Raw genomic sequence first — 26,270 nt, forward strand, 5'->3', positions numbered from 1 at the left:
ATCGCTAACGTCAAAGCCCGTCCTTCCTGCATGTCGTTAGTAGGAATCCATTCTTTTGAGGCAGATAAAGTTGTATGAGCCCACCCATAGAGCATACTATTATGCGCGGTGCTAATCACCATTTGTTCAAATTCTTAAGCTTTAGTATCCGTTATTCCTTACACATAGCCACTATTCAATTTAGCCAGTAAATTAGAAGGGGCGATATAAATTAGAGTTTTACCATCCTTAGTGGTAAGAAACAGCTTTAGTTCGGCTAATTTTGCTAGATATGTTCTAGCCGTATTGGCTGAAATACTATAGGAATTAGACACCTCTTTCGCACTAAATATCCTTCCTGGCTCTTTGACCGCTTTTTTAATTAAATCTTTTTGAATAAAATTAAGTTTATTACCCCAAGTAGTTTTATCTAATATCTCAGCAATTTTCTTAAATTCATGACTTTTATTACCCAAATACGTTTTCAGCTCTTCAAAAGCATTCAGAATAATATCCAATTGGAAGTAAATAAAATAAGTTAAATCATTAGCGTCCTTTTCAGTATAAATGTAAGACAAACCATACTCCTTTGGTTTCTCTTTTAGTAATTTGCTAATAGATACATATTTGAACAGGGTATATTCACTTTTAAGCATAAACCAATAAAACAGTGCTCTTGCTGTTCTACCATTCCCATCTCTAAAGGGGTGTTCATAACCCAACATAAAATGAAGTATTATTGCTTTAATTATAGGGTGTACAAAATCACAACCGTTTAAACCTGTATGTTCTGCATTAGCAAAATCACATAACGTCTGTAGCCTTTCATTAAGTAAATCAAAATGTGGTGGTTGATGAGCGATATTGCCACCACCATCTTCAATGTAAATATCGTTACCTTCTCTAAACTCGCCTGGAACCACATTGTTTTCGGTTGTTCCAGTGGTCGCTATTCTATGAAATTCTAAAATCAGATCTAAGCTTAATTTTTCTTTTTTGTTTTGCTCAGCGAACCTCAAAAGAAGATAATTATTTAATATCATTCTCTCATCTTCATCCATAGGCTCCCTTTCATCTTCTAACATTTTTTTAGCTACTTCACGAGTGGTAGAGGCCCCTTCAAGTTGGGCACTTGTGATAGCCTCTTCCATTATTAAAGACGATACTAAGAATTTACTTTGCAAGTTATCACTGGCCGCAGAATCAGATACCGCACCGACATTCCCACCGGCGATTTTTACTAGCTGATACAACAAAGCTTCCATTGAATGAGGCGTACAGTATAAAAAAGGGTTGCCCTGTTCGTCTAAAATAGGCAAAGCCTTGTACTGAGACATTCTTTTAAACTTTACCGTTTTCCAAATACTCTCAGCATCATTTTTAGGGACTCGCCACTTAAGTTGACTCCAGTGAAGGTATCTCCCTTCATCATCAGTTACATCATATTTATTCAGAAAGGGCGTTATAGCTTGAAAGTCTTCAGGAATACTTAACTTAGGCGCTTTTTCCACTATCGCTTTAGCCACATTATTCACTTTTAATTTATTTAGTTTATATGAAATTTAGTATGTCACATCAAACATTAAACGCAAATTTTTATTTTTGAGTTTAAACGTATTAATTAAAATAATTTGAGAGTTTCAGTGTTAGGCTCAGCCAAAAAGCTGAGCCTAAATGGTACATACTTATAGATTGCTGTGAAGTTCGATAGATTGCGCCATTTTCACTGTGCCCTGAACATCTTTTATCGACATCTGGAGCTGGGTTTTATTTGCCACCTTGATGTCGATGACACCATAATTGGCCTTACTATAACTTTGCCCCACTCTATGTTGATTAGGGCTAACATCTTTCCACTCTTCGGTTAAACCTGATGCGGTCATTTCCCATAGAACTTGCTGATTTTTACGCTTAACTTTAGTCAGTTCGCTCCAGTGAGTGTCACCACTTACCACCACCAAATTATTCACTTGATATTTATCTAACAAATCTAAAAATTGCTGTCGCTCTTTGGGGAAATTAGCCCATGACTCCCACCCGGTGAATTCTGGTAAAAGCTGTAAACTTGAGGCCATGATCCTAATATCAGCAGGCTCTTGTAGTTGCTGCTCTAACCATTGCCATTGGGCTTCACCTAACATAGAAGCTGTGGGATCTTCGCTTGGTTCATATGGGCCCATTTTTTTCGGGGCCTTGTCAGTCATATAAGCAGACTTATCGACAGAATTAAGCGGTGTTCTATTCCAGCGTAAGTCTGGCAAAATAATTTGTACACGCATGGGCGCTTTACCAAAGATGTAACTTGTATATATGCCAGCTTCTCGGGTGCGTCTAATACTGTCTTTAGGCTCTTTAAAATAATCTAACATGATTTGTCGCGATGCTTCTTTTTGTGGATATTCAGCACCACCGTCGTTCACTCCAAAATCATGATCATCCCAAATCCCCACCATAGGAGTATTTTGCAACATAGTCTGCATACCGGGCTGCTGCCACTGTTTGGCATATTTGGCTGTTAACACAGCCATATCTTCGGTATCGCCATAAATGTTGTCGCCCAAAAGCACAAATAAATCGGCCTGTTCGGCATTCATGGCTTGCCAAATGGGTTGCTCTTTATCTTGATGCAAACAAGAGCCAAACACTATTTTGTAATGACTGTTAGTTTGGCTGCTATTCGCATTCGCTGTGCAAACCAATAACCCACACAAAAATAAATTGATAGGCCTAAACCTTATTATTTTAAACATGGTTTTCTCAATTATTTATTGTGAGTAATAGGTAAAGCTTTACCTATGTCTTTAGCGTAACTTTGGCCATCAATACCTAATAATTGTAAAGCTGTGGCAGCAACTTGATTCAGGTAATAAGGAGGGTTTTTGCTGACTTCGCCCAAGTTTTTCACATCAGGGCCCATAGCCGCCAACCAAACTTGATCAGCCCCCACTATGCCTTGAGGAAATTTGTTTAAACCATTTAAATAACCTTTAACTGCTTTAGCACTGGCATGATGTTGCCAAGTTTCTGCGTTTTCACCTCGTCCGTGATCGACCGTGATCAATAAATTGGTATTGTTTTTATACTGTGGAATAAGCTGTAACTGATGCCATAAGGCTGCGATTAATTTATCACTTCGATTGGCTCCTCTAATGTATTCAGGGTAGTTGCCTTGGTGGGCAAAATCATCGGTTTCACCTAATGCCAGATAAATCACCTTAGGCGAGTAACTTTTAATATATTCAACAGCAAAACCATGAGTAAAAGCATCTAAGCGCACATTGTGCCAAGGGCTAGGAATTTGTGTTTGCAACTGATTTAACCACGCGGATTTTTCTGAAAGTTGTGACCATGTAGCTGATTCAAAACCAGCGTTAATCATTAATTTACTTCTATCGCGATTAATAATGGCCGGAAAGACATCCCAACTACCAAAAGCAACGACTTTTCCTTGATAACCCTGCTGTTGGTTTAACCATTCAAGAATAGTCACATTGGGATTGGGCTTGGCTTTATTAGAATCAATTCTAGGGTCTGCCCTACCGGTTAAAATTTCGTTGTAACCAGGGTACGAAAACCATAGTTCATTAGTAACCGACATATTAGAATTGAGGTCTCGATTGCCAATAATTGCACCTTTTTTAGCAATATCACTCCACAAGAATGGCATTAAATTTGAGCGTTTTTGTTTGTCGTTTTGGCCCGAAAATTGTTGCTCTAATCCTGTTTTTTGTTTGTCGAACTCGGCTAGGTTAAGCACATCGTCTTGGTAACCACGAAACACTTCTTGCCAACGTAAACCATCGATAGAGACAATGACTAAATTGTCTGCGGCATAAACTTTAGCCGTCATTATAACCATCAAAATAATCAGTAAATATTTCATATTGTTTCTCTTTTATAAAAAATAAAAAAGCGAGCATATTTGCTCGCCTTTTTGTAGATAGTCTAATTTAGAACTGAGCAGTCACGTTTATTGCTGCTGTGCGCGGGGCACCAATCCAAGCTGATTGTCCAGCAATGCCACCTAAATAACTTTTGTCGAACATGTTATTCACTGTTAAACGAATTTCGAGTCCTTGGATACCTTTCACTGGTGATTGCACAGCTACACCTGCATATAAGTCAGTGACTAAATAAGCATCGGCAATTTGCTCATTTGCCGCGTCGATATAACGATCGTCAACCCATTTTGTCGATAAACCTGCAAAACGCGTGTCTTTTTCCCAATCTAGTGAAACCACAGCCATATTTTCTGGCGAGCCGAATACAGTGTTACCTTTTGGGTAGTCTATCGAACCATCCACATACTCAGAATCGTTGGTGGTAAATGAACCATAAGCAGTTAGAGTGTCGGTTAGATTAACCGATAACGACGCTTCAAAACCGGTCGAGTCAATTCCGCCAACGTTTTCATAGCTGCCATTGGTGCCAACATTATAATTTATTCCTGCTGGCGAATTAGGCGCAATAAAAGTTAAGCGATTATCAAACGAGATACTGTAGTAGGTTAAACTTGCATTCACATTTTGCGAAACATAACGGAAACCTAAGTCGAAGTTTTCTGCCGATTCAGGTGTCACTGTATCCAGCGTTGAAGCATCACGCTCAAGTACTGTGTCTTTAATTGCCGCGAAGTTTTCCGCATAGCCAGCAAACACTTCAAGTCCTTCTACAGGTAAAGGAACCACTACACCGGCACTGATTAATATGTCTGAATCTGAAGAAACCGCGGCTGAGTTGCTGGCATCAAAATTATCTTGGCGCTCTAAATCAACTAAGAATTTTTTCGCTCCTAAACGTAAAGTCGCGAAGCCCATATCAAGTTCATCTTCAAGATAAAGCATAGTCGTTTCAACCGGGAAAGTTCGCTCATATTGAACCCAGTATGGAGTATGGTCAAATTCATAACTTGAACGTGAATCTAGTATTTTATGCCAGTCTCGTGACTCATCACGGGTGTAGTCTTCGTACCAAATACCACCACGTAAAGTGTTGTCCATGTCATTGAACTGAGTGAACCAAGCAAAATCGGCGTTAAAACCAATACGCTCTTTGTTGTAATGCGTATGGCGATATGAACTAACAGGAATGGCTTCCTCTTCAAAACAGTTAGGATCAGTATGCAAACCACTTGCTTCGTTCTTATCAGACGAGCTTGGGTCATCATTGCTTGTGCCGCCATAAGGGAAAGTTAATGACGCACAACTTGAAATATCTCCAAGAGCTAATGACATGCCCTCTTTATCTACATAGCCTATTTGCACTAATTCTCCTTCAGCATCAACTCCAAGTGCAGAGATATTTTCCATAACACCATATGGCGTACCACCATATACAGTGTTGCCTGATACTAATTCAGAGTGAGGATTACCAACGCCATCGTCAGTTACGTTTACCACATATTGAGGCATCCAATCACCACGACCTTCATTTCGGTGATAATAGACATTCGCATTTAATTCAATGTTATCGCCTTTATATTCGGCCGAAACATAACCAAATAAATTTTCACGCAAGGTTGACCAACCTTGACGGTATACTTGATCAACATATGGAATGCCTGTCCATTCGCCAGTTAAACCATCTGTTTCTGGGTTTTGCTTAAAGCCATCTAAAGTAACGCGTTGGTAGTTTTCCTCGTGGGTATCATCCCAAGAACCATAAGCAGTGATTTCCACATCTCCTACTAAGCTTACAACCTTGGCTGCTAAATGATCACGAGCATTTTCGGCCGTACCTGTTATCCAATCACTGTTACGGCTGTTCGATACACTGACCCATGCAAACGTATCTTTAGCAATCTTGCCTGTATCGTAACGAACAAAAAATTTCTGAGCATCAAAGTTACCTTGTGACCAGCTTACGGTAGTTTGCTCTGTATCATTAGGCGCAATGGTGGTGAAGTTCAACGTACCACCTAATGCTTCATTTGAACGCGAAGCGATATCTCCCGTACCTTGTGATACTTCAACAGCTGATAAGTTTTCAGTATCGATATAACGGTTGGCTTTAGCACCACCACCATAGTTTGAGTTACCATTAGCAATACCATCTATTGTGATACCAATTTGTTGTTCGTCTAGGCTTAATTGAAAACCACGCATTGACACAGTAGTAGACCAGTCATCAGAACCAAAAGTATCACCCTCATTAATTAATACCCCAGGTAAGTTATCAATAACGGCTAATACACTGGTTAAATTACTTTGCTGTTTAACCATTTCATCAGAGGTTAGGTTATTGGCATAAGATACACTTTTACCTACCACAGTAATCGATTCAATTTCTGACTCAGCTTCTTCAGCATGTACATTTGACAGAAAAAATTGACTAGAAAGTGCGACAGATACCGCTAAGGCGAGTTTAGTTTTGTGTTGCATGTGTTTGTTTCCATTAGTTTTTTTAATGGGCAATAATATGCAACTTTTAGATGAATCTAGTGTGTGTTTTTATTGACAGTTAGATGACGGTTATAAGACAATAATATGACTACCCTGCTAAAACCATGAATGACAGAAAAAGCAAAAGATTTAAAAACCAAATTATTAACCAACAAACACAAAATGAATAAAACGGCTTATTGATGAAAACGCATAGTGGTTAAACATTCACTTTATATTTTAAATCTTGCACTTCATCGCCTGTAATACCACGAAAGCCCCAACAGTGTTTAGGCTGTTCTTTGATGGTGATCTCTATGTCAATCGGCGAGATATTCAGTTCTGTTTCGATGTTATGAAACAAAGATTTGATTAAGGCTTTTTTGGTCTCTATTTGCCGGCCTTCCATCATATTAATTTCTATCACGGTATAACTATCAGAACGTCCATCAGGGTAATAAAAATCAGACTTATCTAAAGGGATAAATCTGTGTGCCCTTTTGTCTTCGGGCATACCGAGCACATCTTGCATTGATTGATGAATGACATCTGAAAACTTAGCTTTAATTGGGTTTAGGTTTTCTTTAATTCCATATATTACGATCATGTTTCACTTTCCTAACGATACATTTTTAGAGCCGCTTTCAAGACAGTATAATAGTTACTTATCATTAGCTGCAATACACTCAATTTCTATTTTTGCGCCATTAAAGTGCAAAGCAGCTTACGTTAAAAACTAGGTACTAAACCCGCTTACGGCTTGGCCTTAAAATACCTAACATAATCGACCTTCATACTAGTACCATCTATTTTGTCAGTGACTGGACCATCCCATTTAATAATGGCTAGGCTCAACCAAATTGGGGTAAGGCTATGAGCTATGTCGTTCTTTTCACGACGAATTTCTTCTCCATCAAAATAGAAAATCAGTTCATCTTCATTCCACTCTAAACCGTAAGTATGGTATTGCTCAGCAAAGTTAATTGATTTTTTAACATCTAAAGTAGCAATATCTCGCCAACCTTCTTGCGTTTCATATTGCACTTTAAAATCAGTTATTAGGCCAGACCAACTTTTACCTTTATACAACCAACCATTGATAAATTCGATTTCGGAAATAGTTTTTGGTTTTTCCCATTCCAGTTCAAACCATTTTTCACCTTCAGCTTGTGCTACCCAACTGCTGCCAATGTTGTTATCTAACAGGTTTGCTAAATTATTTAATTTAGAGCCCGTTAACTTTAAGTCTTGGCTTTGCGATAAATTGCTTGTACCCGTGGCTGAGGGATCACTGCCAAAAACATTAAAGTCGCGAATATGAAAAGGTCTAAAATTATTAGAACTAAAGCGTACTTTAGTGGTAGTTACAGGGATTTCTAACGGATAATTATATTTATGTTTAGCACCGTAAGTAGAAGTTCGCGAATCAGAAGGGTGGGTATTTTTACCTTGTTCATTTACTGTAATATCGGACCAATTATGAATATTGGTATTCACCTCATTGGGGTAATGGCCTTCATTAATATCTATTTCGAACAACTTACCTTTTGGCGGCTGTGTGCCCAGCGGATATGACATTAGCCAAAAAGAATTATTGGTACCATTTGACGCAGCGTATTTATATCTGGCTTCATAATAACCGTAACTGAACTGTTCTTTTGTACGAATACTGCCCGATGTCCAGTCTTGTCCTGCGCGCTTTTCTTTTCGGTTAACAAGATATAAAGCGCCGTCATTTACTTCAACATTTTCACGCCAACGGCTAGAAAGAATATGATGGCTTGGCCCATGATGAGCATCCCAGCGTTTATCCAGTTCTTTGCCGCCACTTTCGCCCACATAGTCAAATTCATCATGCCATGCTAATTGCCAGTTAGATGGTTGGAACTTATCCGAGACAACATTAGGTTGAAGATCAACAAGTGCAACTTGTGATTCATTTTTAGTGGAACCACAACCTATGATCACAGCGGCTGATAAACAACCAATAATCAGTTTTTTCATTTTTATACTCTACCTTTCTATATTTTATGATACTTGTGACGCGGTTATTTAATCTTTATGTTCGCTTGTTTTTCAAACCCTAAATAACCATAAGTTGCCAAAACTGTTTTCGCATTTTTAGGTACTTTGTATTCAGTTGAAAATATGCCGGTATTAATGCCAGTTTCTAATAACTCTATTCGTTGCTTTTGGTTATCAATCAATACCTCGACCCAAGCTTTATCTCTAATTTTCCAGTTTTGGTTTAACGCTGCTTTTAACTGAATAACAATAGAGCTACCTGCTTTTGCTTGGTTAATTGACTGATGAGATTGGCCATCCAAAATCTGTAATTTGTGACTACCTAAGGTAGAAAAACTCAGGGTGGCCATCCAGCCTCTATTTGAAATCCCCCAGCCTTCTGTGGCATATGCTTTGTTACCAAAGGTTTTGCCTAAGTTTTTCCCTTCATGGGCTTCAACTATACTGGTGATTGGGAATTGACTATCAAGAGGACTACCGTCTAATGTGCCACGCACTTTACCTAACTGCCCATAACCTTCAGGGTGAGACGATGGCCAGCCTTTTTCTACGCCCGGCCAATAACCCACTTTTATACGATCATCACTCTTATTGCCTAAATGTGTACCAACTGGATTAACGCCAAAAACAAAATCTACTTGTGCCCAAGCAAGTTGACGTAATTGAGGATCATCCAGTAAATGAGCAATGGCAAACATTGAACCACCTAACGCAGGTGCCCCGCCTAACTCTTTGGTTTTTGTATGTGCCCATTCGTCTTCACTATGAACTCGATATTTCCAAAAGTTATTGGTTTTTTGCTTCATATGAATCGACCAAGCCGCGAGTTTTTGTTTGCTGCCCTTAGGGGCTAAATCCGGCTCTAACATTAAGAAAAAGGCTAAAGCTTGTGGGGTAATATGTTCGGCATTGCGGATCCACCACATATGCCTAGGGTTATTGAAATCCCAGTTAGTAATAATGTCTTGAGCCCCAGCAACCGCCCACTCTAAAAATTTATCTGCATGTTTTGAGCCTGACGCTTTTTCGCTTCGGTACATCATTATATTTCTAAAAACTGACTGGCCGTATGCATTGCCCATTTCATTAAATTCTTGAAAGCCAGAATCCACCCACTTAGTGCTAAAGGTCCAATAACGCACGACTTTATGACGATCGTATTGTTGCCAATTTTCTAACAATACTTTGCGGTATTTTTGGTAGGTGTTCTCATCCATGTAGCGATATAAAAAATCATGGTAAGCCCCCACAACGGCAGCAAGTTGATCCAATGTGTTCCAGTAATCAAAATTCATTCTAGGCTGACCTTCATAACCTAGTGTGCCGTGACGATTTTTTACCGGACCATTATATTGATGATACTTATATGCAAACTCAGCGTGCCATAAAATCAAGGCAATTAAATCAGGTGTTTTATTACTACCCAATTCATTAGTCCAGTTATCGAATAACGCAGGATTACTGGCATATTGTAGTATTTCAAAGGTAGTTTCTAAACCAAAAGCCCCACCGTCTCTTGTTGGGCCACCGCTGTAAACCTCTTCAATTTTGTAATTTTCTAAGGATTCAAAACCCCGTGAATCAACAAAAAAATCGTAAGCCAGTTTAGAAGATACTTTTTCAATTAAATGATCGGCTACCCAAAACGGAGTTGAACGCCCATGGCCTGCTACTTCGACAATAAACTCATTAGTCGCGCCTGTAGGATTGAAGTCGTTAAACCAACCTTGGAAGCCCAATATTTCCCCTGTGTAAACTACTTCAGAGGTAGTTGCATTTAAAATAGTAAATTGAGTACCATCTTTTGCCCCATAACTAACAAAGCGTTTAGACTCACCTAAGTTATAACCCGCTTGGTTAACAAGGGGCTGATATATCTTTTTGTTGTCATCAGCCGCTAACACCCAACAAGAGTTGAATAACAAAGAAATATAAATACAAAATGAAATACGCATCTAATTAATTTCCCTAAATTTTAATTTACGACTTTTCATACAAAACTCCCAACTTTAAAAGATGTAGTTAAAGTACTAACGCCCCTTCAATAAAATACCAATGGCCCTTTTACCTCTAGCAAAACACCTCCACAAAGCATGCACTAGTAAATACCGAATTTTAAGTATTAATATAACTATTGTCCTCTAGCTTATGAAATGACACATAAATTACCGATTATTTTTTTCGAAATATACGAGATAACAAAGAAAAGCAGCATGAGGCAGACATAGTAGAGTGAAGCAGGAAAAGACCCAAAACACCGAGAGTGGCGAGCGACGAGCTTAAAAGTAAAAGATGCTAAATTGGCTTTTTCAACCAGACTCACACTTACCATGTGCTAGTTACACAGTACACAACATACAGAGTGGGATCTAGGTGAGGTTTATTTTCACAAAATGCATTTGCGGTTTGATCCTGACTCCATACCTGAGCGTATTCTTTTACTGCAAAAAGACTTAATGACTTGACAGAAATTAGGTACAAAAAATAGATCGACACATAAAATCAAACCTGATCTCGCCAATAACGGAAACCTGTAAACTTTGACATATGCCGTGAGTGATTTCCGTGGAATTGGCTTTTAAAAGTTCACTTATTTTTAGCTTGGGGCACTGATGCTTATATTTAGATTTTCATCTTTTTAACAAATTTCATAACTCTTTACTAGCGGCTGTTGATCTTTGGTGTATAAATTTTGTTCTATCTAAACGTTTTTTAATCGCGGCGCTGGTTTACTGCAGGCATCCTGCCTTACGCTAAAGCCAGCAAAGCTGTTTAAAAACATTCAACAAAGATCAACAGCCCCTAACTTAAAGAACATACTCAAAGTGGTTAACCTTATCTGCTCACAAACGACTTATTTACGCAACTATACTAGAGAAACCTGCAGTTTTAGATAAATCAAACACTCTGTCCCTGCTGGCTTATTAGTTAATAAGTTAATAAGTTAATAAGTTAATAAGTTAATAATACAGTCTGTTCTTTTTGGTTACGAACAATCACTAATTTAATATGACTCTGCCATTTAGTTTTATCGTAAGCATCACGTAAGTCAGTATTGCTGACTATTTTATGGTTTTTGTCGTTGATAATGGCATAAAGTACGACATCTCCTACCTGTAGCCCTGCGTTTTCGGCAATGCCTTTTCTAACCATTTGCACTAAAGCGCCAGAAATTTCAGGGATACCTAAGGCTGATTGTTCACCGAGTGTAGTAACCGAACTAAATCTAGCACCGAATAGAGTGATGGCATTACCGTGGCGACCTGAAGTTTCGTTATTCGTTAAATTGGGTACTTTAGGTTGTTGTGCCTTGGCTTTTAAATGTTCACTGACTACACCAAATTGATCCATAGCAAAGTTTTTAAAGCCCATTTTATATGCAGGTGAATCTTTTTTAACTTGGTAATTACCTGACTCTGCATCTACAAATTGTGGATCACCAAAAATTGAATGTTGATCGGTATTAAATTTTTGTGATGCAGTTAAGCTTTTTTGCCTAGTAAACAAGTTGTAATCAATTTCAGTTCCCCATTTTTCTATTTTCATCAGTGCCGGCTTGTAAGCCCCAAAAACAATGTTTTTACGAAAGATATCTTTACTGTTTTCAAACCAAACATGGGGGTGCAGCGAATTATTTATTATAATGTTATTTTCAACCCTACGATCAAGACCTTCACGCAATTTAATACCGCCACTTAAAGTGACGTTATTATAGATTTGATAATGTGAAGAGCCGTCATCTAAGTCGATATCCCAACCATGATCACATTGAAAACGGTTGTTTCTGATGATGATAGGTTTGAGTACATCAAGCTTGTACATATCTGCATGACTTTTAACAATATCAATGAGTACATCACGTTTAGGATGCCAAAAACGATCCCGCCCCCAAGAGTTAAATGCACCGTGATCACTGGTTTCTAATACAGTATCAAACACATCGTTGTGCTCAAATATATGCCCACCCCAAGTACCTGCACCAACATTGATACCTGCGCGCGGTACATGATAAATAGAGTTATGGCTCACAGTAATATTAGCGGCCATTTGAATTTGTACACCAGCCACTTGTTTTTCAAGTTGGCCGATATGATGAATTAAGTTGTCGTATACCCTTGAGTTTGCAGGATAATCAGAGGATTTAGGCCCAGCTTGCATATCCATTTTATCAAGTTCAACAAACTCTCTATATTGAAAGCTTGGTGAACGCACTGCATCAGGGTTGCCCACAAAGTTAATGGCACCTGCACCAATGTTATAGATTTCGTTGCTGGCTATATTTACAGCACGATTATAGTTGCTCACAAAAATGGCATTGCCACCTAATTCGGTGAAGGTGTTATGGCTAATTTGACAATGTTCGGTGCCTTCTAAAACCACTGCGCCACCACGATAAATCGTCCAATCACTGCGTAGTAATGGCTCTTTAGTTTTCATGAAGGTTTGTTTAGTTTGGGTAAAGGTAATCCCCTGCACATGAATGTGTTTGACTGGGTTATTGATGCTACCACGTAACTCTATTAAATTTTCTGCTTGAGAAACAGTGACTTTACTATTAGCTAAGTTAAGATCTGCTGGCGGATAAAAATAAAGGGTTGAGTTTTTTTTGTCAAAAAACCATTCGTTGGGTGCATCTAGCTCTTCAAAAACATTTTCTACATACCGGTACATATTATGTAAACCCGAACTGCGATTATTTTGAAAACCACCGGTTAGCGTGACTTCGCCTTGGCTATCAACACCGCTAATTTCATAATGCATGCCTCCCCAGCGGGCACGATGTAAAGCATGGACAAAGCCACCTGTAGGATCTTGCCAAGTAGCAACACGATCCGGCGCAATGGCATCGGTAGCATAACCATTAAAAATTCGAATTTCTGGATCAAAATTAGGATAACGAGCACGAACTTGTTGTTGATCGTTAATGAACAGCAAATCGAAATTTTTAGCATCTATCTGGGCTTTCATTAATTGTTTATTGTGGCGTTGCCAATTGGCTTGCACAAGAGTGGCACCACTAAAGATCACCTGATGCCCCTTTACTGGTTTCATAACAAATGGGGCTTCAGCTGTACCTGAAAATTCTGGTCCTAAAACAACAGGCTCAGCAAGATAATAGGTGCCTCTGCTTAATTGAATTTCAACAGCTTTGTTTTGCTGTAATAAGGTTTTAGCCTTAGCAAGTGTATCGATTAAACTGCTACCTTGCGGCTGAGCGATTAATACTATGCTGTTATTTTCACTTTGCTGCTTATTTACATTTGATACAGTGGCATTAACTACTGTCTTAGCTGTGTTTTTTTGCGAATTTAAAGGGGTGTTACAACTGGCAAGGGCAATTAAAAGTAAAGGCAAAACCAATGTTTTATTTTTCAAAGTCATATGATTTCTGAATCCTGAGATTGCTATTCAATATATTAAACCAATGTAACATTTATATTTTAAATGTTAAACAACGTTTAACATCTGGGTTTAATTTAGCAGAAACAGCCCCCAGAAAGTGGGTAAAGCAGTTCAAAAACAAAGTTTAGCCAATAAGCCGCAGATAGTTTTTGCTGACTTTAACGGACGTCATTCCAGCATATTGTTAGCGACTTGATTCGAGTGACAAACTAATAAACTAAAAGCAAAAAGCTTATTTGGACAGACATAGTAAAAATGATAAAAAATTGATGAAAAAATCAAGCAATGTTAATGTCGATATAAATATATAGTAAGGAAAATACCACCACAGATGGATAAGCAAGGAGCTTCCAGCAATCAACAACTACAGCTGTTTCTCAAATCTCTCGAGAATAAAATTGCTATGGCTCGTAATCGTGTCGAACTTAACGCCATACTGCAAAAAGTAGAGTCCTTCGGTCGCCCGCTAAAATACGATAACTCAGGCTACTGGTATAGTTTATTCGCAGCTTTATTCATTGCAGGTATTAGCTTTTTCTATCTTAATTACAATCCTCAAACGCCAGTTGTTATGTGGTTAATGGGCCTATCAGGTATCACGGTTTTGGTGTTTGCTGGATTAATTTTTATGCGGCGCAACAAAATAAGTAGTTTGTCCGACGCCTTATATCAAAGAGACGTATATCTAGATAACAACTGGCAAGATGCCCCCTTTCATGGCAAAAGACTGGCAGCAGAATTAGCTCAACGTTTTAATGAATTTAAACGAGGCAATCACTTACGTGAAATTCAATGGTTAGTGAAAGGCCATTATCAAGGGCAAGAACACCAATTTGACTATCATGCCTACACCTTTCACTATGTGGATCGTCGCCGAGTCAGCTCTACCGATTCGAAAGGCCGACATCGCACTCGCACCGTGTATGATCATCATTATCGATATGGGCTATATCTACCCTTTAACTTTGTTAGGAGCATAACGATTTCTTCTAGCTGGTTTGGCAGCTTTTTTGGCAGCACATATAAACCGGCATCCACAGAATTTAATCGCCACTTTAAAGTGAATGCACAGAGTGAAATGGCCGCTGCTAAATTTCTCAAACCGGCTGTAGTAGTAGAAATAGAAGATATGGGTAAAGAGTTAAAAGGTCTGAATTTAGAATTCAGCTCTGACGGCCAATTATGTATGTCGTTTACCCCCAACATTTGTAAATGGCAACGGCAACATGGGTTGGATGAGCCTGCGGAATTTTTAGATGAAATTAAACAAAATCAAAAAATTCCTTTGCTGCAACAAACGCTAGAACGCATTCATACATTAATGCGACACAGTGATAATAATTTTTAAATTAAGGACTTTCTATGAACACTAGTATTGTATTTTTAGTCATTGTTGGCCTCGTTATTCTATCAGTGATAGTGATTTATAATGGCATTATAAGCCGTGCTAATGCAGCTCAACGTGCTTGGGCTAATGTGATCACCCAAGAAAGACAAAAAAACAAAATCATTCCCCAACTACAAACCGTTACCGAGCAATACCAACAATTTGAATCTGCTGTTCAAGAAAAAATAGCAGCCTTACGTAGTGCTTTAGGTGGCTTAGATAGCGATAAAATGGACACAGGCAAACTAGCCAAAGTAGAAAGCGCCACTCGTAATTTAGTACAAGGTATGAATATCGCGGTAGAAGCCTACCCAGAACTCAAAGCCAATGAAATGTTTACTAAATTGATGCGTGAAATAGCCGAACAACAAGAAAACATAGGTGCCGCTATCCGCATTTTCAATCAAAATGTCGAAGCCTTTAATAACGGTATTGAAGTTTTCCCTAATTCAATGGTTAACAACCTACTCAACAAAAAGGTAAAACTGAATACCTTTAGCGACAGCGAAGCTGAAGCAGGTTTTGACTATAAACCAAATTTTTAAAGTTATAAAAGCAGAATAAGGCAGCATGGCGCAGAGTGAGCAGAATAAGGCAGAAAAGACAAAACAAAAGCGTGTCACAGAGTTACACAGAGAAGAGCCGTAACATTATTAAAATCAAAAGCCGATCACAGAGACTGCGCTACACAGAGAAAAGACAACAGCAGATCCTAGTAGCTAGATAGAAAATAGTTAAAGATTAGGATTAGCTACAAGATTATCACCTAACCTCCGAAGTCTGTCATTCCTGCATGTGATAAGCTGGGATCCATTGAAAGCAATCGCGAGATTCGAGCAAAAGAATAAAGTAGTAGAAAGTAAATAGGAACTAGGAGATAGTTTTTACTGGCTTTGAAATTCGTCATTCCGGTGAGCTTTTAGGCCGGAATCCATTCTTTCGAAGTTGCGTGGATAGGTTAAGTCGAGACTAATTCAAGTAAAGCCTATATTTTATTTAACCTTATTCTTCCCCTGATATTTTCTACTTTGCAAAAAGTTTATTAAATAGTGCTTCAGACTGTTTTAGCCCTTCTTCGGTTAACTGAACCGACTTAGCCTTTCCAACAGGATCGCAAATAAGACCTTTCTCGTGAAGTCTACTCATAGCCTGCCAATCGATTTTTTTCCAAGCTCGACCATTATCATGAAGAGTCAAATACATTAACGCTAAAGCTGCTTCATCAATTTTATTTTCATCTATATCCACACAAAACTCCTATTTTTATGGGCAGCAAACAATTCATCTAGATAACCCAGAGAATAAACGACCCAATTTCCATATCAACAAATAATTATGCCTGTCCTGTTTATGTTCTTCATCTTGTTTTCTAAACAGGTAGGCCAGCCTAGCCCATGACAATACTATTATGGCTGTCCTGATAAGCTATGGCTGTCCTGATAAGCTTCAACTATTCAACATAAAAACGCCGCACAAATATTCTTCCACCTATGCCAACAAGGTATCTACCTTAGACTATGCGACGAAAAAAACGCCCTAAGGTTTGGCGTTCCACAACAAGAACAATTCATTCGTTTAGAGCTGTCGTTAAAATCCTTACGAATTACCAATAATAAAATGTTAGACTAAAAATTAGCCTACTTTACATAATTAGCATCTCTTCTTTTGAGTATTATTATGAATATTTTAATTAAAATAATATTTCTTTTTTTAATCTATCCATTGTCGGTAATAGCTCACACCTCTGCCACACCAAAAATTCTAATGCCCGCTTCAACGGCAAATAAAATAACTCTGACTGTTGCCACAACAGAACACGGATCTTCCCCCTACAATTTCGAAGAAAATGGGTCAAGAAAAGGCCTTTCCATTGATATTCTTAATTATATCGAAAAAAATTCAAAGTATGATTTTGAATTTATAATTCTACCTTGGTCGAGAGCTATGCATTTTGTAGCAGAAGGTAAGATTGATCTGATGCTGACTTTGTTTAAATCAGCAAAACGCGAGCAAGCATATCATTTTATTGAGCCGTCATACGCCAACGAAGCCATTCAACTATTTACATTAACAGACAATAAATTCGAATTTAATGGCCACTTAGCAGATTTAACACCATATATAATTGGCGTTAAATCTGGTTTTTCATATGGCGAGTCTTTCGAGCAAGCAAACTACCTGACAAAATTCTCCACCTTTACCGAAGAGGTATTGCTAAAGTTATTACTGGGAAAACGCATTGATTTTGTTATTTCGAATCCGTTACATTTTAATAAGCTGATTTCTAACCAAAGTATAAGGTCTAAGGTTAAGGGAATGACTCCCTATATTGCAATGACCCCACTATATATAGCATTAACAAAGAAAAGAAAAAATTCATTAGAAATAAAAGAGAACCTTGAACAGCTCACAAAACAATTAATTACGACACCTTATTACCAAGAGTTGTTAAATAAATATCAATTAAATTTCAAATGACCCAGCTTAAACACGCTGTACACAAAAAATGACACTCAAGTCACAGCAACTAGACTGAAGTAGAAATAGCGCACTGTATACCGTCAGAAATATCTAAATGAGCAGAAGCTTAAGCCTGCTGTTGCATCTCTGTCTCTGCCCACTGTCTATTCACTCCAGAAAACAAAGCTTTAATTGCTGCAGTCATAATATTGCTATCTTTAGCTACCCCAAAACCGCAGTTAATACCGTCTATTTTTAACTCTACATAACACACAGCCGCGACGTCTGAACCACTGCCAATAGAATGTTCATGGTAATCTACCACTTCTATTGGGGTATGAATAAACTGGCTAATGGCGTTAACCGCAGCGTCAATAGGGCCATTGCCTACTCCACTGATATTTTGTTTGTTACCTTGATAACTAAACTTCACATCCACTTTTTGTCGACCATCAAGTATGGTGGTCATCTGGCTACTGATAAATTCAATAGGCGTAGTTTGAGCAAAGTACTCTTGTTCAAATAACGCGACTATTGCTTTAGCTGTGGCTTCTTTGCCCGTTTCATCATTCACTTTTTGTACAATGCGGCTGAACTCCATTTGTAATTTTCTAGGTAAAGCTAAGCCTGCTTCTTGTTCTAATAAAAAGCTAACCCCGCCCTTACCTGATTGGCTATTCACCCTCACCACAGCATCGTAGCTACGGCCTAAATCGGCAGGATCAATCGGTAAATATGGCACTTGCCACACACCTTGCTTATCTTGTACCGCTAAGCCTTTTTTAATAGCGTCTTGATGGGAGCCAGAAAAAGCAGTAAAAACCAATTCACCGGCATATGGGTGCCGTGGATGCACTGGCATTTGATTACATTCTTCAACCAATTTACGCACTTGGTCAATACTTGAAAAATCTAATTCAGGATGTACCCCTTGGGTGTACATATTCATGGCCAAGGTCACTAAGTCCACATTGCCGGTACGTTCACCATTACCAAACAAACAACCTTCTACTCTGTCAGCGCCTGCCATAATGGCCAATTCTGCTGCAGCTACGGCTGTGCCTCTATCGTTATGAGGGTGCACACTTAAGATAATGTGTTGTCTTTGTTTAAGATGGATATGCATCCATTCAATTTGATCCGCATAAGTATTAGGGGTATTCATTTCTATTGTCGCGGGTAAATTAATAATGATCTTATTTGCCTTACTGGGTTGCCAAATTTCTACCACAGCATCACACACTTCTTTGGCAAAGCGAATTTCGGTACTAGAAAACACTTCTGGTGAATACTGATAAGTCCAATCCACTTCTGGCGCATTAGCTGTTAATTGTTTAACCCATTGGGTGCCTTGGGTAGCAATTTTTTTCACACCGGCTTTATCAGTTTTATAAACAATCTCACGAAAAGTCGGCGCTAAGGGATTATACATATGCAATATGGCTTGTTTAGCCCCTCTTAAACTGTCTACGGTTTTTTCAATTAAGTCGAATCTAGCTTGCACTAAAACTTCTATGCTTACATCCTCGGGTATGTGATTACCTTCGATCAATAAACGCACAAACTGATAGTCAATTTCTGAAGCCGATGGAAACCCCACTTCAATTTGTTTAAAACCAATCGCCACTAATGCTTTAAAAAAACGTAATTTGGTTTCTATCGACATTGGATCAATTAGCGCCTGATTTCCATCACGCAAATCTGTACTCATCCAAATAGGTGGGTTAACAATAGTCTTGTTAGGCCACTGTCGTTGAGTCAATTTGATCCCTTTAAAGGCTTGATATTTACTTTGAGGATTATTGATCATGTGCTGCTCCAAAATTCGGCTAATAAAGAATAAAACAAGGTTATCGTAAAAACAGGCATAGATAATTGCGAAGACCCAACAATCAGCAGATTAACCGCAATTTTATTGCTAGAATAAAAACATTATTAGCAAGATTAACCTTCAATAGTGAAAATCATGAAATTAGACAAGTATGATCGCTTAATTCTAGAGACTATTCAGCAACAAGGCAGGATCTCAAACCAAGAGTTAGCCGAGGCAATTAACTTATCGCCTTCGCCTTGTTTGCGCCGTGTACGCCAATTAGAAGAATCAGGTATGATAGCGGGTTATGTGGCCTTACTCGATGCCAGAAAACTAGGCTTAACGCTCATGTGTTTTATGCAAATTAGTATGGATAAACACACGCCAGAGCGTTTCAAAAGTTTTGAAAGAAAAATAGCTGAATTTTCTGAAGTATTAGAATGCCACTTAGTGACGGGCCAGTCGGCTGATTATTTATTGAAAGTAATAGTCAAAGACATGGATGATTTTCAGCAATTTTTACTGAATAAACTCACCCCAATCGAAGGTGTCAGTGGGGTACATTCATCTTTTGTGTTGAAGTCCCCAGTTAATACTACAGCTTTACCTATTGGTTGATAGAACTTATTACTCAGTTAATAACTGACTAATATCCATCCATTGGGTTAAATCTTTGAACCAATCATATGAGTTACGTAATCCAAAACCATGACCACCTTCAGGTAATATCAATAGCTGACTAGGTACTTTGTTGTCATTCAGTGCTTGATAATAGACTAATGCATTTTCTACCGGAACAGCCTTATCATCACCAGCATGAGTAATAAAAGCCGGAGGTGTGTCGGCTGTGACTTGTAACTCATTGGAGTAATGTTTGACTAATGTAGGATCTAAAGTGGCTCCAATTAAGTTTTTCCGTGAGCCTTTATGCACAATGCCATCGGCAAAACTAATAACAGGATAAATTAACACTTGGAAATCTGGACGTAGGTTTTGCCCGGCTAATGTTTGATTAACAGCTTTGTTGTAATGCACTGCCGCTGATGATGCTAAATGTCCACCAGCTGAAAAGCCCATCACTCCCACTTTATTCGGATTGATGTTCCACTCTTGGCTATTTTGTCGAACCACACTAATAGCTTGTTGAATATCTTGTAATGGGCCAACACTTTTGTTTTGCATAGTTTCATCTAAAGGTGTTCTATATTTAAGAACAAAAGCTGTTACGCCTATCTTATTAAAACGTTTAGCAATTTGTTCACCTTCAGCATAAATAGACACACCTTTGTAACCGCCACCAGGACAAATAATCACAGCTGTGCCATTGGCAGCTTCAGGAGCCGGCATATAAGCTGTTAATTGAGGAAAAGTGACATCAATTAAAAACTTATTTACTTCAATAGAGTCGCGCACATACTCCAGATTTTTTGATTCAATCGCGCCTGGTATATTGCCTGTATATAAATCCATGACATCCTCTGAATCAGTAAAACTAGCATCCACTTCAACTTGTGATGCACAACCCGAAAGACCTGCTAATAACAATAAAATACTTACACCAAACCTCATTATAAATTCCCTTATTTACTAGTGAATAATTTCAACAGCGAAGATTAATACTTACAATTGCTAATGTATAGCATGATTAAAAATGATAGACATCAGACAAATTGATCTAAAATCAACACGCTAATAATTCCTACCACACCAACAATTGTTTCCATCAAAGACCAAGATTTGAAAGTATCTTTTAAACTCAAGTTAAAATAACCTTTATACATCCAAAAGCCAGAATCATTGACATGGGAGCACATCAAACTACCGGCACCAATGGCTAGTACCATTAAGTTAGGATTAACATCTGTAGATAACACTAAAGGCGCAACAATACCCGCTGCGGTTAACCCAGCTACTGTGGCTGAGCCTAAACAAATACGAATAATAGTGGCAATTAACCAACCTAGAATTAACGGATTAATATCGATACTTTTAAGCGCATCGCCAATTTCAGTACTCACGCCACTGACGACAAAAACCTGCTTCAAAGCCCCTGCCCCAGCAATGACTAATAAGATCACCGCAATATCTTTAATTGCCTCGCTATAATCGTCCATTATTTTACTGATGTTAATGCCTCGAGATATACCTAAAGTATAAGTGGCAATAACCAGTGCAATTAACATCACCACCATGGGGTTACCGATAAATTTAATCAAAGCTGATGACTCTTCACCGGCAATATAAGGTAAGGCCGTGGTGCCGGCAATTAACACTACAGGTAATAAACTAGTGACAAAACTATTCAGTGCACTGGGTAATTCATGTTCTTCCATGATTTGCGGTTTGAACGTATCTAAAGGTTTACTATCGATATTTTTTAAAGTTTTAGCAAACACAGGCCCAGCTAAAGCCATAGTCGGAATAGCTACAATCAAACCATAAACTAGGGTTAAACCTAAATCAGCACCAAATTGTGGTACTAAGGCTGTCGGTGAAGGATGAGGAGGTAAAAAACCATGAGTAACTGATAAAGCCGCTAACAAAGGAATACCTAAGTACACAGCAGGCAACTTAGTTTGGTACACCACAGAAAACACCAATGGCACCAACAAAACAAAACCCACATTGTAAAAGAGTGGGATACCTACGATAAAGCCCGTGAGCATTAAGGCCCAAGTAATATATTTATCACCACACATACTCATTAAACTACTACTAATTCGCTGTGCAGCCCCGCTGGTTGAGATTAATTTACCAAACATAGCACCTACACAAATAATCACAGCAAGAGAGCCTAACAAGCCCCCTATTCCTTGCTCGAGAGTTTTGGGAATAGTGTCTAGCGGCACATCAAGCATGATGGCTGCAATAATAGAAGTGATTAAAAATGCCAGAAAAGGATTAAGTTTTGCCCAAGTCACTAACAAAATCAAAATGAGTATTGCAATACCAACTGAAACGATTGCCACTGAGTACCTCCAAGTACTTTTATTATTCTAGAAAAATCAATGAAAACGATTTCTTAACATAAAAGTAACAAGATACATAAGCTTAGATAAATTGTATATGATTTATTATTGAAAATATTGAAAGGCAAAACAGCTCATGGGATTAACCAGAAGTATAGAAATGGGTTACGCAAATACAGACCTAAATGTAGACATGTAAGAGCAAATATCCCTGCTAGCACATCGTCAATCATAATCCCAAAACCACCATGCACATGTTTATCAAGGTAACTAATAGGCCAAGGTTTTAATATGTCAAAAATTCTAAATAATACAAACCCAGCCAATAAGGTTTGCCATGACAAAGGCACAGCCAACATAGTGATCAACATGCCTGCGACTTCATCCCACACAATTGACGAGTCGTCGTGCACTTGCATGTCATCAGCAGTTTTACCGCAGATCCAAATACCCACAACCGAGGCAATCAAAGTAAAGATCAGATAAAAACTAAAGCTGCTATATAGTGATAAAACAATCACTAAAGGGAGGGCCGCTAAAGTACCAAATGTACCAGGGGCTTTTGGCGCTAAACCACTGCCCAATCCTAAAGCCAAACAATGTACTGGATTAAACAGACTGACACGTTGACGTATTTGCTTATCCATTGTAGTCCTTTAGAAGTGTTGGTAACCCTGAATATTAAGTGTATAGGCTTGATCATTTTTACGTAAATCTAGTTTTCCGTTACTACCATTCAATTGACCAATACAAGTCACTTGAATATTGGCACTGGCTAAAGTTGTTTCCAAATTACCTTTTTGTTCTTCACTAACGGTAAATAACAACTCGTAATCATCGCCAGCACTGAGAGCATACTTTATCGCGGTTTCTTCATCCACTGACTCAGATAAAGCAGTTGATAATGGTAATTTATCAAGATTTAAAGTCGCGCCACAGTGAGACATGGTCAGAATATGCTTAATATCAGAAATAAGCCCATCAGACAGATCAATGCAAGAGTTGGCAATACGACGAAGCATAGTGCCAGTTAACAATCTGGGAGTGGGATAATTTAATCGCTTAAGTAAAAAGTCTCTATTTTCTGCAGTGATAGCAGAGTCAGTCACTTTTTCTTGCTGGTTTTTAGCTATAGCTAAGCCTAATCCTGCATCACCAAGGGTGCCAGTCACATAAACAAGATCACCAGGTTTAGCGCCACTGCGGGTGATTGCCTGTTCAAAAGGCACAAAACCTTGAGCGGTAATAGTGATAGCCAAAGGTCCTTGAACAGTATCACCACCAATTAATTGAATAGAATAATAATCAACAAGTTCTTGGAGACCAGTAGAAAAATCTTTTAACCACAGCTCATCAGCATGGGGCACGCTCAATGATAAACTTAACCAAGCAGGTTCTGCTCCCATTGCAGCTAAGTCACTTAAATTGACGGCAATGGCTTTTTGCGCCACAGCATGAGCACTAGCGTCAGGTAAAAAGTGTACACCACTTAACAAAGTATCAGTGGTAGTCACTAATGCTTGGCCTTGAGGTATATGGGTAACAGCAGCATCGTCACCGATGCCTATGATCACATCTTTACGTTGGCCACTATTGGCTTTGAAAAAATGTTCTATCAGATTAAATTCTTTCACAATGACAGGAACCTACTTATCATTTAACTAGCATGGCACTAAAGTGACTAGACAGTGTACTGTCTAGTCATAAACTTAGGGTAAATTTACGATAACTCGTCTTTACGCAGGGTTTTGATAGCTTTGTCCAGCACACCATTAACAAACTTGTGGCTTTCATCAGCACCAAAAGACTTAGCTAATTCAATAGCTTCGTTAATGACAACTTTATAAGGTACATCTAAACGAGCGATAAGTTCATAAGTAGCAATTCTGAGAATAGCTTTCTCAACTGGATCCAGTTCTTCAGGCAAGCGGCCAAGATATGGCTTAACCTTTTTATCAATTTCAGCACAGTCTTTAACAACAGCACGTAATAATTCCAAAAAGTATTCAGTGTCTACTTTTTGCATATTGTTACTAGTGACTATGCTTAATTCAATTTGCTCAACTGGATTTTTAGACATTTGCCAAGAATAAACAGCTTGCACTGCTAATTCTCTGGCTAGGCGGCGAGCTTTAGGTTTCACCTACTCTGCCCCTTCAATATTTGCGATAACGTTAACCATTTCTAGTGAACTAATTGCCGCTTCAGCGCCTTTATTACCCGCTTTAGTACCAGAACGCTCAATCGCTTGTTCGATACTGTCAGTGGTAATCACACCAAAAGATACTGGAATTCCGTATTCTAGAGAAACTTGAGCTAAGCCCTTGTTACATTCGCCTGCCACAAAATCAAAGTGTGGAGTACCGCCACGAATCACGGCACCTAATGCAATAATTGCATCATACTTATTTTGTTCAGCAAGTTTTTTAGCCACAATAGGCAACTCATATGCGCCTGGCACACGAACTAGCGTAATGTCTTGCTCGTTAACTTCACCGTGTCTTTCTAGTGCATCAATAGCACCTTCAACTAAACTTTCAACCACAAAACTGTTAAATCGAGCAACCACAAGTGCGAATTTTTTACCTGTAGCGCGAACGTTACCTTCAATAATATTCATCTAAAAACCTTACTAGAAAAATCGGCGCGCAGTTTAGCACATCCATAGTTTAAAATATTGCGAAATTTTCAGTTCTATTTGTTATAACAAACAGAGTTAAACTTCTACGTACTCAACCACCTCTAAACCGTATCCAGATAAGGCATGATACTTTTTAGGTTTACTTAATAAGCGCATTTTTTTCACGCCTAAACTAGCTAAAATTTGACTACCAACGCCGACTGTTCTCGACGACCCCTGCCAAGCAGGTGTCACTGGCTGCTCGCCATTATCTTCAGCTTCAAACAATTTCACTTGCGACAACAGATCTTCTTCTTTGCCCAGCACCACCAACACACCGCCATTTTCTGCAATGGTTTTAATGGCCTCAGATAATCCCATACTGCGGGAAACTGAACGTTGAGAGCCCAATAAGTCACTCAAAGAATTTTGTAAATGCACTCTGACTAAAACAGGCTCATCACCTTTGATTTGGCCTTTACACATAGCAAAGTGTACTTGATTGTCGATAACATCTTTATAAGTGACGAGATCAAACTCACCATATTCAGTGGGTAATTTACATTTTGCGACTTGCTGAATAGTGGTTTCATTTAAGTTTCTATATTCAATAAGAGCAGCAATAGTACCTATTTTCAGACCATGTTTAATCGCAAACTGCTCTAATTCTGGACGTCTAGCCATGCTGCCGTCTTCATTTAAAATTTCAACAATGGCAGAAGCGGGTTCACAACCAGCTAAACGGGCTAAATCAATGCCCGCTTCCGTATGCCCAGCTCGGTTTAACACACCGCCTTCTTTACCGATTAAGGGAAAAATATGCCCTGGCTGCACTATATCTTTGGCCTGCGCATTTTTGCCCACTGCGGCTAATACTGTTTTAGCTCGGTCTGCGGCAGAAATACCTGTGGTCACACCTTCTGCCGCCTCAATAGAAACAGTAAAATTAGTGGAAAATTGTGCGCCATTGTTATCTACCATCAAAGGTAGGTTAAGTGCGCGACAGCGTTCTGCTGTCATAGGTAAACATACTAAACCTCTTGCATGTGTCACCATAAAATTAATCGCTTCAGGCGTAACATGTTCTGCGGCCATGATTAGATCGCCTTCATTTTCGCGATCTTCATCATCCATCAAGATAACCATTTTACCTTGACGAATATCTTCAATTATTTCTTCACAGCTATTGAGTAACATAATTCACTTTCTTTATTGACTTGGTAATTGTTAAAAC

General features: G+C 38.6%; 21 protein-coding genes. 5 read left to right on the top strand and 16 right to left on the bottom strand.

What is annotated here, in order from left to right; translation table 11 throughout:
• Nucleotides 1-158: 158 nt before the first annotated feature.
• The 6 genes from GQR87_RS14640 to GQR87_RS14665 all read right to left on the bottom strand — a co-directional run bounded on the left by GQR87_RS14640 (nucleotide 159) and on the right by GQR87_RS14665 (nucleotide 8,363).
• Nucleotides 159-1,505, bottom strand: coding sequence for a Fic family protein (locus GQR87_RS14640; protein WP_158970565.1), 1,347 nt, complete (start codon nucleotides 1,503-1,505; stop codon nucleotides 159-161).
• A 159-nt stretch (nucleotides 1,506-1,664) separates the two neighbouring features.
• Nucleotides 1,665-2,729 carry an alkaline phosphatase D family protein gene (locus GQR87_RS14645; RefSeq protein WP_158970567.1) on the bottom strand — a complete coding sequence of 355 codons (1,065 nt, stop codon included), beginning with the start codon at nucleotides 2,727-2,729 and terminating at the stop codon, nucleotides 1,665-1,667.
• Between the two features lie 11 nt (nucleotides 2,730-2,740).
• Nucleotides 2,741-3,862 carry an alkaline phosphatase family protein gene (locus tag GQR87_RS14650; RefSeq protein ID WP_158970569.1) on the bottom strand — a complete coding sequence of 374 codons (1,122 nt, stop codon included), beginning with the start codon at nucleotides 3,860-3,862 and terminating at the stop codon, nucleotides 2,741-2,743.
• A 67-nt stretch (nucleotides 3,863-3,929) separates the two neighbouring features.
• Nucleotides 3,930-6,359 (bottom strand): TonB-dependent receptor, encoded by a 2,430-nt coding sequence (locus GQR87_RS14655; RefSeq protein WP_158970571.1) that lies wholly within the window; start codon nucleotides 6,357-6,359, stop codon nucleotides 3,930-3,932.
• Nucleotides 6,360-6,579: 220 nt separating this feature from the next.
• Nucleotides 6,580-6,966 carry a tautomerase family protein gene (locus GQR87_RS14660; RefSeq protein WP_158970573.1) on the bottom strand — a complete coding sequence of 129 codons (387 nt, stop codon included), beginning with the start codon at nucleotides 6,964-6,966 and terminating at the stop codon, nucleotides 6,580-6,582.
• 146 nt (nucleotides 6,967-7,112) lie between these two features.
• The gene (locus tag GQR87_RS14665; RefSeq protein ID WP_158970575.1) at nucleotides 7,113-8,363 is read right to left on the bottom strand and encodes a family 16 glycosylhydrolase; all 1,251 of its coding nucleotides are present in this window, start codon (nucleotides 8,361-8,363) and stop codon (nucleotides 7,113-7,115) included.
• Between the two features lie 363 nt (nucleotides 8,364-8,726).
• On the opposite strand from GQR87_RS14665, the gene GQR87_RS22665 reads away from it, so the two are divergent.
• The gene (locus GQR87_RS22665) at nucleotides 8,727-8,846 is read left to right on the top strand and encodes a hypothetical protein (RefSeq protein ID WP_370459639.1); all 120 of its coding nucleotides are present in this window, start codon (nucleotides 8,727-8,729) and stop codon (nucleotides 8,844-8,846) included.
• A 2,490-nt stretch (nucleotides 8,847-11,336) separates the two neighbouring features.
• Here GQR87_RS22665 and GQR87_RS14675 read toward each other — a convergent pair.
• On the bottom strand, nucleotides 11,337-13,766 hold the full coding sequence (locus GQR87_RS14675) for a PDZ domain-containing protein (RefSeq protein ID WP_158970579.1): 2,430 nt from the start codon (nucleotides 13,764-13,766) through the stop codon (nucleotides 11,337-11,339).
• A gap of 352 nt (nucleotides 13,767-14,118) precedes the next feature.
• Between GQR87_RS14675 and GQR87_RS14680 the strand changes: the two genes are divergently transcribed.
• Both GQR87_RS14680 and GQR87_RS14685 read left to right on the top strand, forming a co-directional pair.
• Nucleotides 14,119-15,135, top strand: coding sequence for a hypothetical protein (locus tag GQR87_RS14680; RefSeq protein WP_158970581.1), 1,017 nt, complete (start codon nucleotides 14,119-14,121; stop codon nucleotides 15,133-15,135).
• 14 nt (nucleotides 15,136-15,149) lie between these two features.
• The gene (locus tag GQR87_RS14685; protein WP_158970583.1) at nucleotides 15,150-15,719 is read left to right on the top strand and encodes a LemA family protein; all 570 of its coding nucleotides are present in this window, start codon (nucleotides 15,150-15,152) and stop codon (nucleotides 15,717-15,719) included.
• A gap of 478 nt (nucleotides 15,720-16,197) precedes the next feature.
• Here the strand turns inward: GQR87_RS14685 and GQR87_RS14690 are convergent, their stop codons facing one another.
• Nucleotides 16,198-16,422: a DUF6429 family protein gene (locus tag GQR87_RS14690; RefSeq protein ID WP_158970585.1), complete on the bottom strand. Its 225-nt coding sequence runs from the start codon at nucleotides 16,420-16,422 to the stop codon at nucleotides 16,198-16,200.
• A gap of 429 nt (nucleotides 16,423-16,851) precedes the next feature.
• On the opposite strand from GQR87_RS14690, the gene GQR87_RS14695 reads away from it, so the two are divergent.
• Nucleotides 16,852-17,652 (top strand): ABC transporter substrate-binding protein, encoded by an 801-nt coding sequence (locus GQR87_RS14695; protein ID WP_158970586.1) that lies wholly within the window; start codon nucleotides 16,852-16,854, stop codon nucleotides 17,650-17,652.
• 109 nt (nucleotides 17,653-17,761) lie between these two features.
• Here the strand turns inward: GQR87_RS14695 and leuA are convergent, their stop codons facing one another.
• Nucleotides 17,762-19,444 (bottom strand): 2-isopropylmalate synthase, encoded by a 1,683-nt coding sequence (gene leuA / locus GQR87_RS14700; RefSeq protein WP_158970587.1) that lies wholly within the window; start codon nucleotides 19,442-19,444, stop codon nucleotides 17,762-17,764.
• Between the two features lie 153 nt (nucleotides 19,445-19,597).
• On the opposite strand from leuA, the gene GQR87_RS14705 reads away from it, so the two are divergent.
• A complete protein-coding gene (locus GQR87_RS14705; protein ID WP_304611203.1) occupies nucleotides 19,598-20,065 on the top strand; it encodes an Lrp/AsnC family transcriptional regulator in 468 nt (155 codons plus the stop codon).
• A gap of 9 nt (nucleotides 20,066-20,074) precedes the next feature.
• Here GQR87_RS14705 and GQR87_RS14710 read toward each other — a convergent pair whose 3' ends face one another.
• The 7 genes from GQR87_RS14710 to ribBA form a co-directional block, all read right to left on the bottom strand.
• On the bottom strand, nucleotides 20,075-21,016 hold the full coding sequence (locus GQR87_RS14710) for an alpha/beta hydrolase (protein ID WP_158970589.1): 942 nt from the start codon (nucleotides 21,014-21,016) through the stop codon (nucleotides 20,075-20,077).
• A 92-nt stretch (nucleotides 21,017-21,108) separates the two neighbouring features.
• Nucleotides 21,109-22,416 (bottom strand): gluconate:H+ symporter, encoded by a 1,308-nt coding sequence (locus tag GQR87_RS14715; RefSeq protein ID WP_158970590.1) that lies wholly within the window; start codon nucleotides 22,414-22,416, stop codon nucleotides 21,109-21,111.
• 134 nt (nucleotides 22,417-22,550) lie between these two features.
• Nucleotides 22,551-23,063, bottom strand: coding sequence for a phosphatidylglycerophosphatase A (locus GQR87_RS14720; protein ID WP_158970591.1), 513 nt, complete (start codon nucleotides 23,061-23,063; stop codon nucleotides 22,551-22,553).
• A gap of 9 nt (nucleotides 23,064-23,072) precedes the next feature.
• Nucleotides 23,073-24,050, bottom strand: coding sequence for a thiamine-phosphate kinase (gene thiL / locus GQR87_RS14725; RefSeq protein WP_158970592.1), 978 nt, complete (start codon nucleotides 24,048-24,050; stop codon nucleotides 23,073-23,075).
• A gap of 86 nt (nucleotides 24,051-24,136) precedes the next feature.
• Nucleotides 24,137-24,559, bottom strand: coding sequence for a transcription antitermination factor NusB (gene nusB, locus GQR87_RS14730; RefSeq protein WP_158970594.1), 423 nt, complete (start codon nucleotides 24,557-24,559; stop codon nucleotides 24,137-24,139).
• On the bottom strand, nucleotides 24,560-25,036 hold the full coding sequence (gene ribE, locus GQR87_RS14735; RefSeq protein ID WP_158970596.1) for a 6,7-dimethyl-8-ribityllumazine synthase: 477 nt from the start codon (nucleotides 25,034-25,036) through the stop codon (nucleotides 24,560-24,562).
• 96 nt (nucleotides 25,037-25,132) lie between these two features.
• Complete coding sequence (ribBA, locus tag GQR87_RS14740; protein ID WP_158970598.1) at nucleotides 25,133-26,233, bottom strand: bifunctional 3,4-dihydroxy-2-butanone-4-phosphate synthase/GTP cyclohydrolase II; 1,101 nt, start codon at nucleotides 26,231-26,233, stop codon at nucleotides 25,133-25,135.
• Between the last annotated feature and the right edge of the window lie 37 nt (nucleotides 26,234-26,270).

Source organism: Paraglaciecola sp. L3A3, from assembly GCF_009796765.1.
Classification (GTDB): Bacteria; Pseudomonadota; Gammaproteobacteria; order Enterobacterales; family Alteromonadaceae; genus Paraglaciecola.

Coding starts and splice junctions, on each gene's coding strand:
- GQR87_RS14650 (WP_158970569.1), bottom strand. CDS start 3,862: ATGAAATATTTACTGATTATTTTGATGGTTATAATGACGGCTAAAGTT.
- GQR87_RS14645 (WP_158970567.1), bottom strand. CDS start 2,729: ATGTTTAAAATAATAAGGTTTAGGCCTATCAATTTATTTTTGTGTGGG.
- GQR87_RS14710 (WP_158970589.1), bottom strand. CDS start 21,016: ATGAGGTTTGGTGTAAGTATTTTATTGTTATTAGCAGGTCTTTCGGGT.
- GQR87_RS14675 (WP_158970579.1), bottom strand. CDS start 13,766: ATGACTTTGAAAAATAAAACATTGGTTTTGCCTTTACTTTTAATTGCC.
- GQR87_RS14695 (WP_158970586.1), top strand. CDS start 16,852: ATGAATATTTTAATTAAAATAATATTTCTTTTTTTAATCTATCCATTG.
- GQR87_RS14655 (WP_158970571.1), bottom strand. CDS start 6,359: ATGCAACACAAAACTAAACTCGCCTTAGCGGTATCTGTCGCACTTTCT.
- GQR87_RS14665 (WP_158970575.1), bottom strand. CDS start 8,363: ATGAAAAAACTGATTATTGGTTGTTTATCAGCCGCTGTGATCATAGGT.
- GQR87_RS14720 (WP_158970591.1), bottom strand. CDS start 23,063: ATGGATAAGCAAATACGTCAACGTGTCAGTCTGTTTAATCCAGTACAT.
- GQR87_RS14680 (WP_158970581.1), top strand. CDS start 14,119: ATGGATAAGCAAGGAGCTTCCAGCAATCAACAACTACAGCTGTTTCTC.
- GQR87_RS14660 (WP_158970573.1), bottom strand. CDS start 6,966: ATGATCGTAATATATGGAATTAAAGAAAACCTAAACCCAATTAAAGCT.
- GQR87_RS14685 (WP_158970583.1), top strand. CDS start 15,150: ATGAACACTAGTATTGTATTTTTAGTCATTGTTGGCCTCGTTATTCTA.
- leuA (WP_158970587.1), bottom strand. CDS start 19,444: ATGATCAATAATCCTCAAAGTAAATATCAAGCCTTTAAAGGGATCAAA.
- ribE (WP_158970596.1), bottom strand. CDS start 25,036: ATGAATATTATTGAAGGTAACGTTCGCGCTACAGGTAAAAAATTCGCA.
- ribBA (WP_158970598.1), bottom strand. CDS start 26,233: ATGTTACTCAATAGCTGTGAAGAAATAATTGAAGATATTCGTCAAGGT.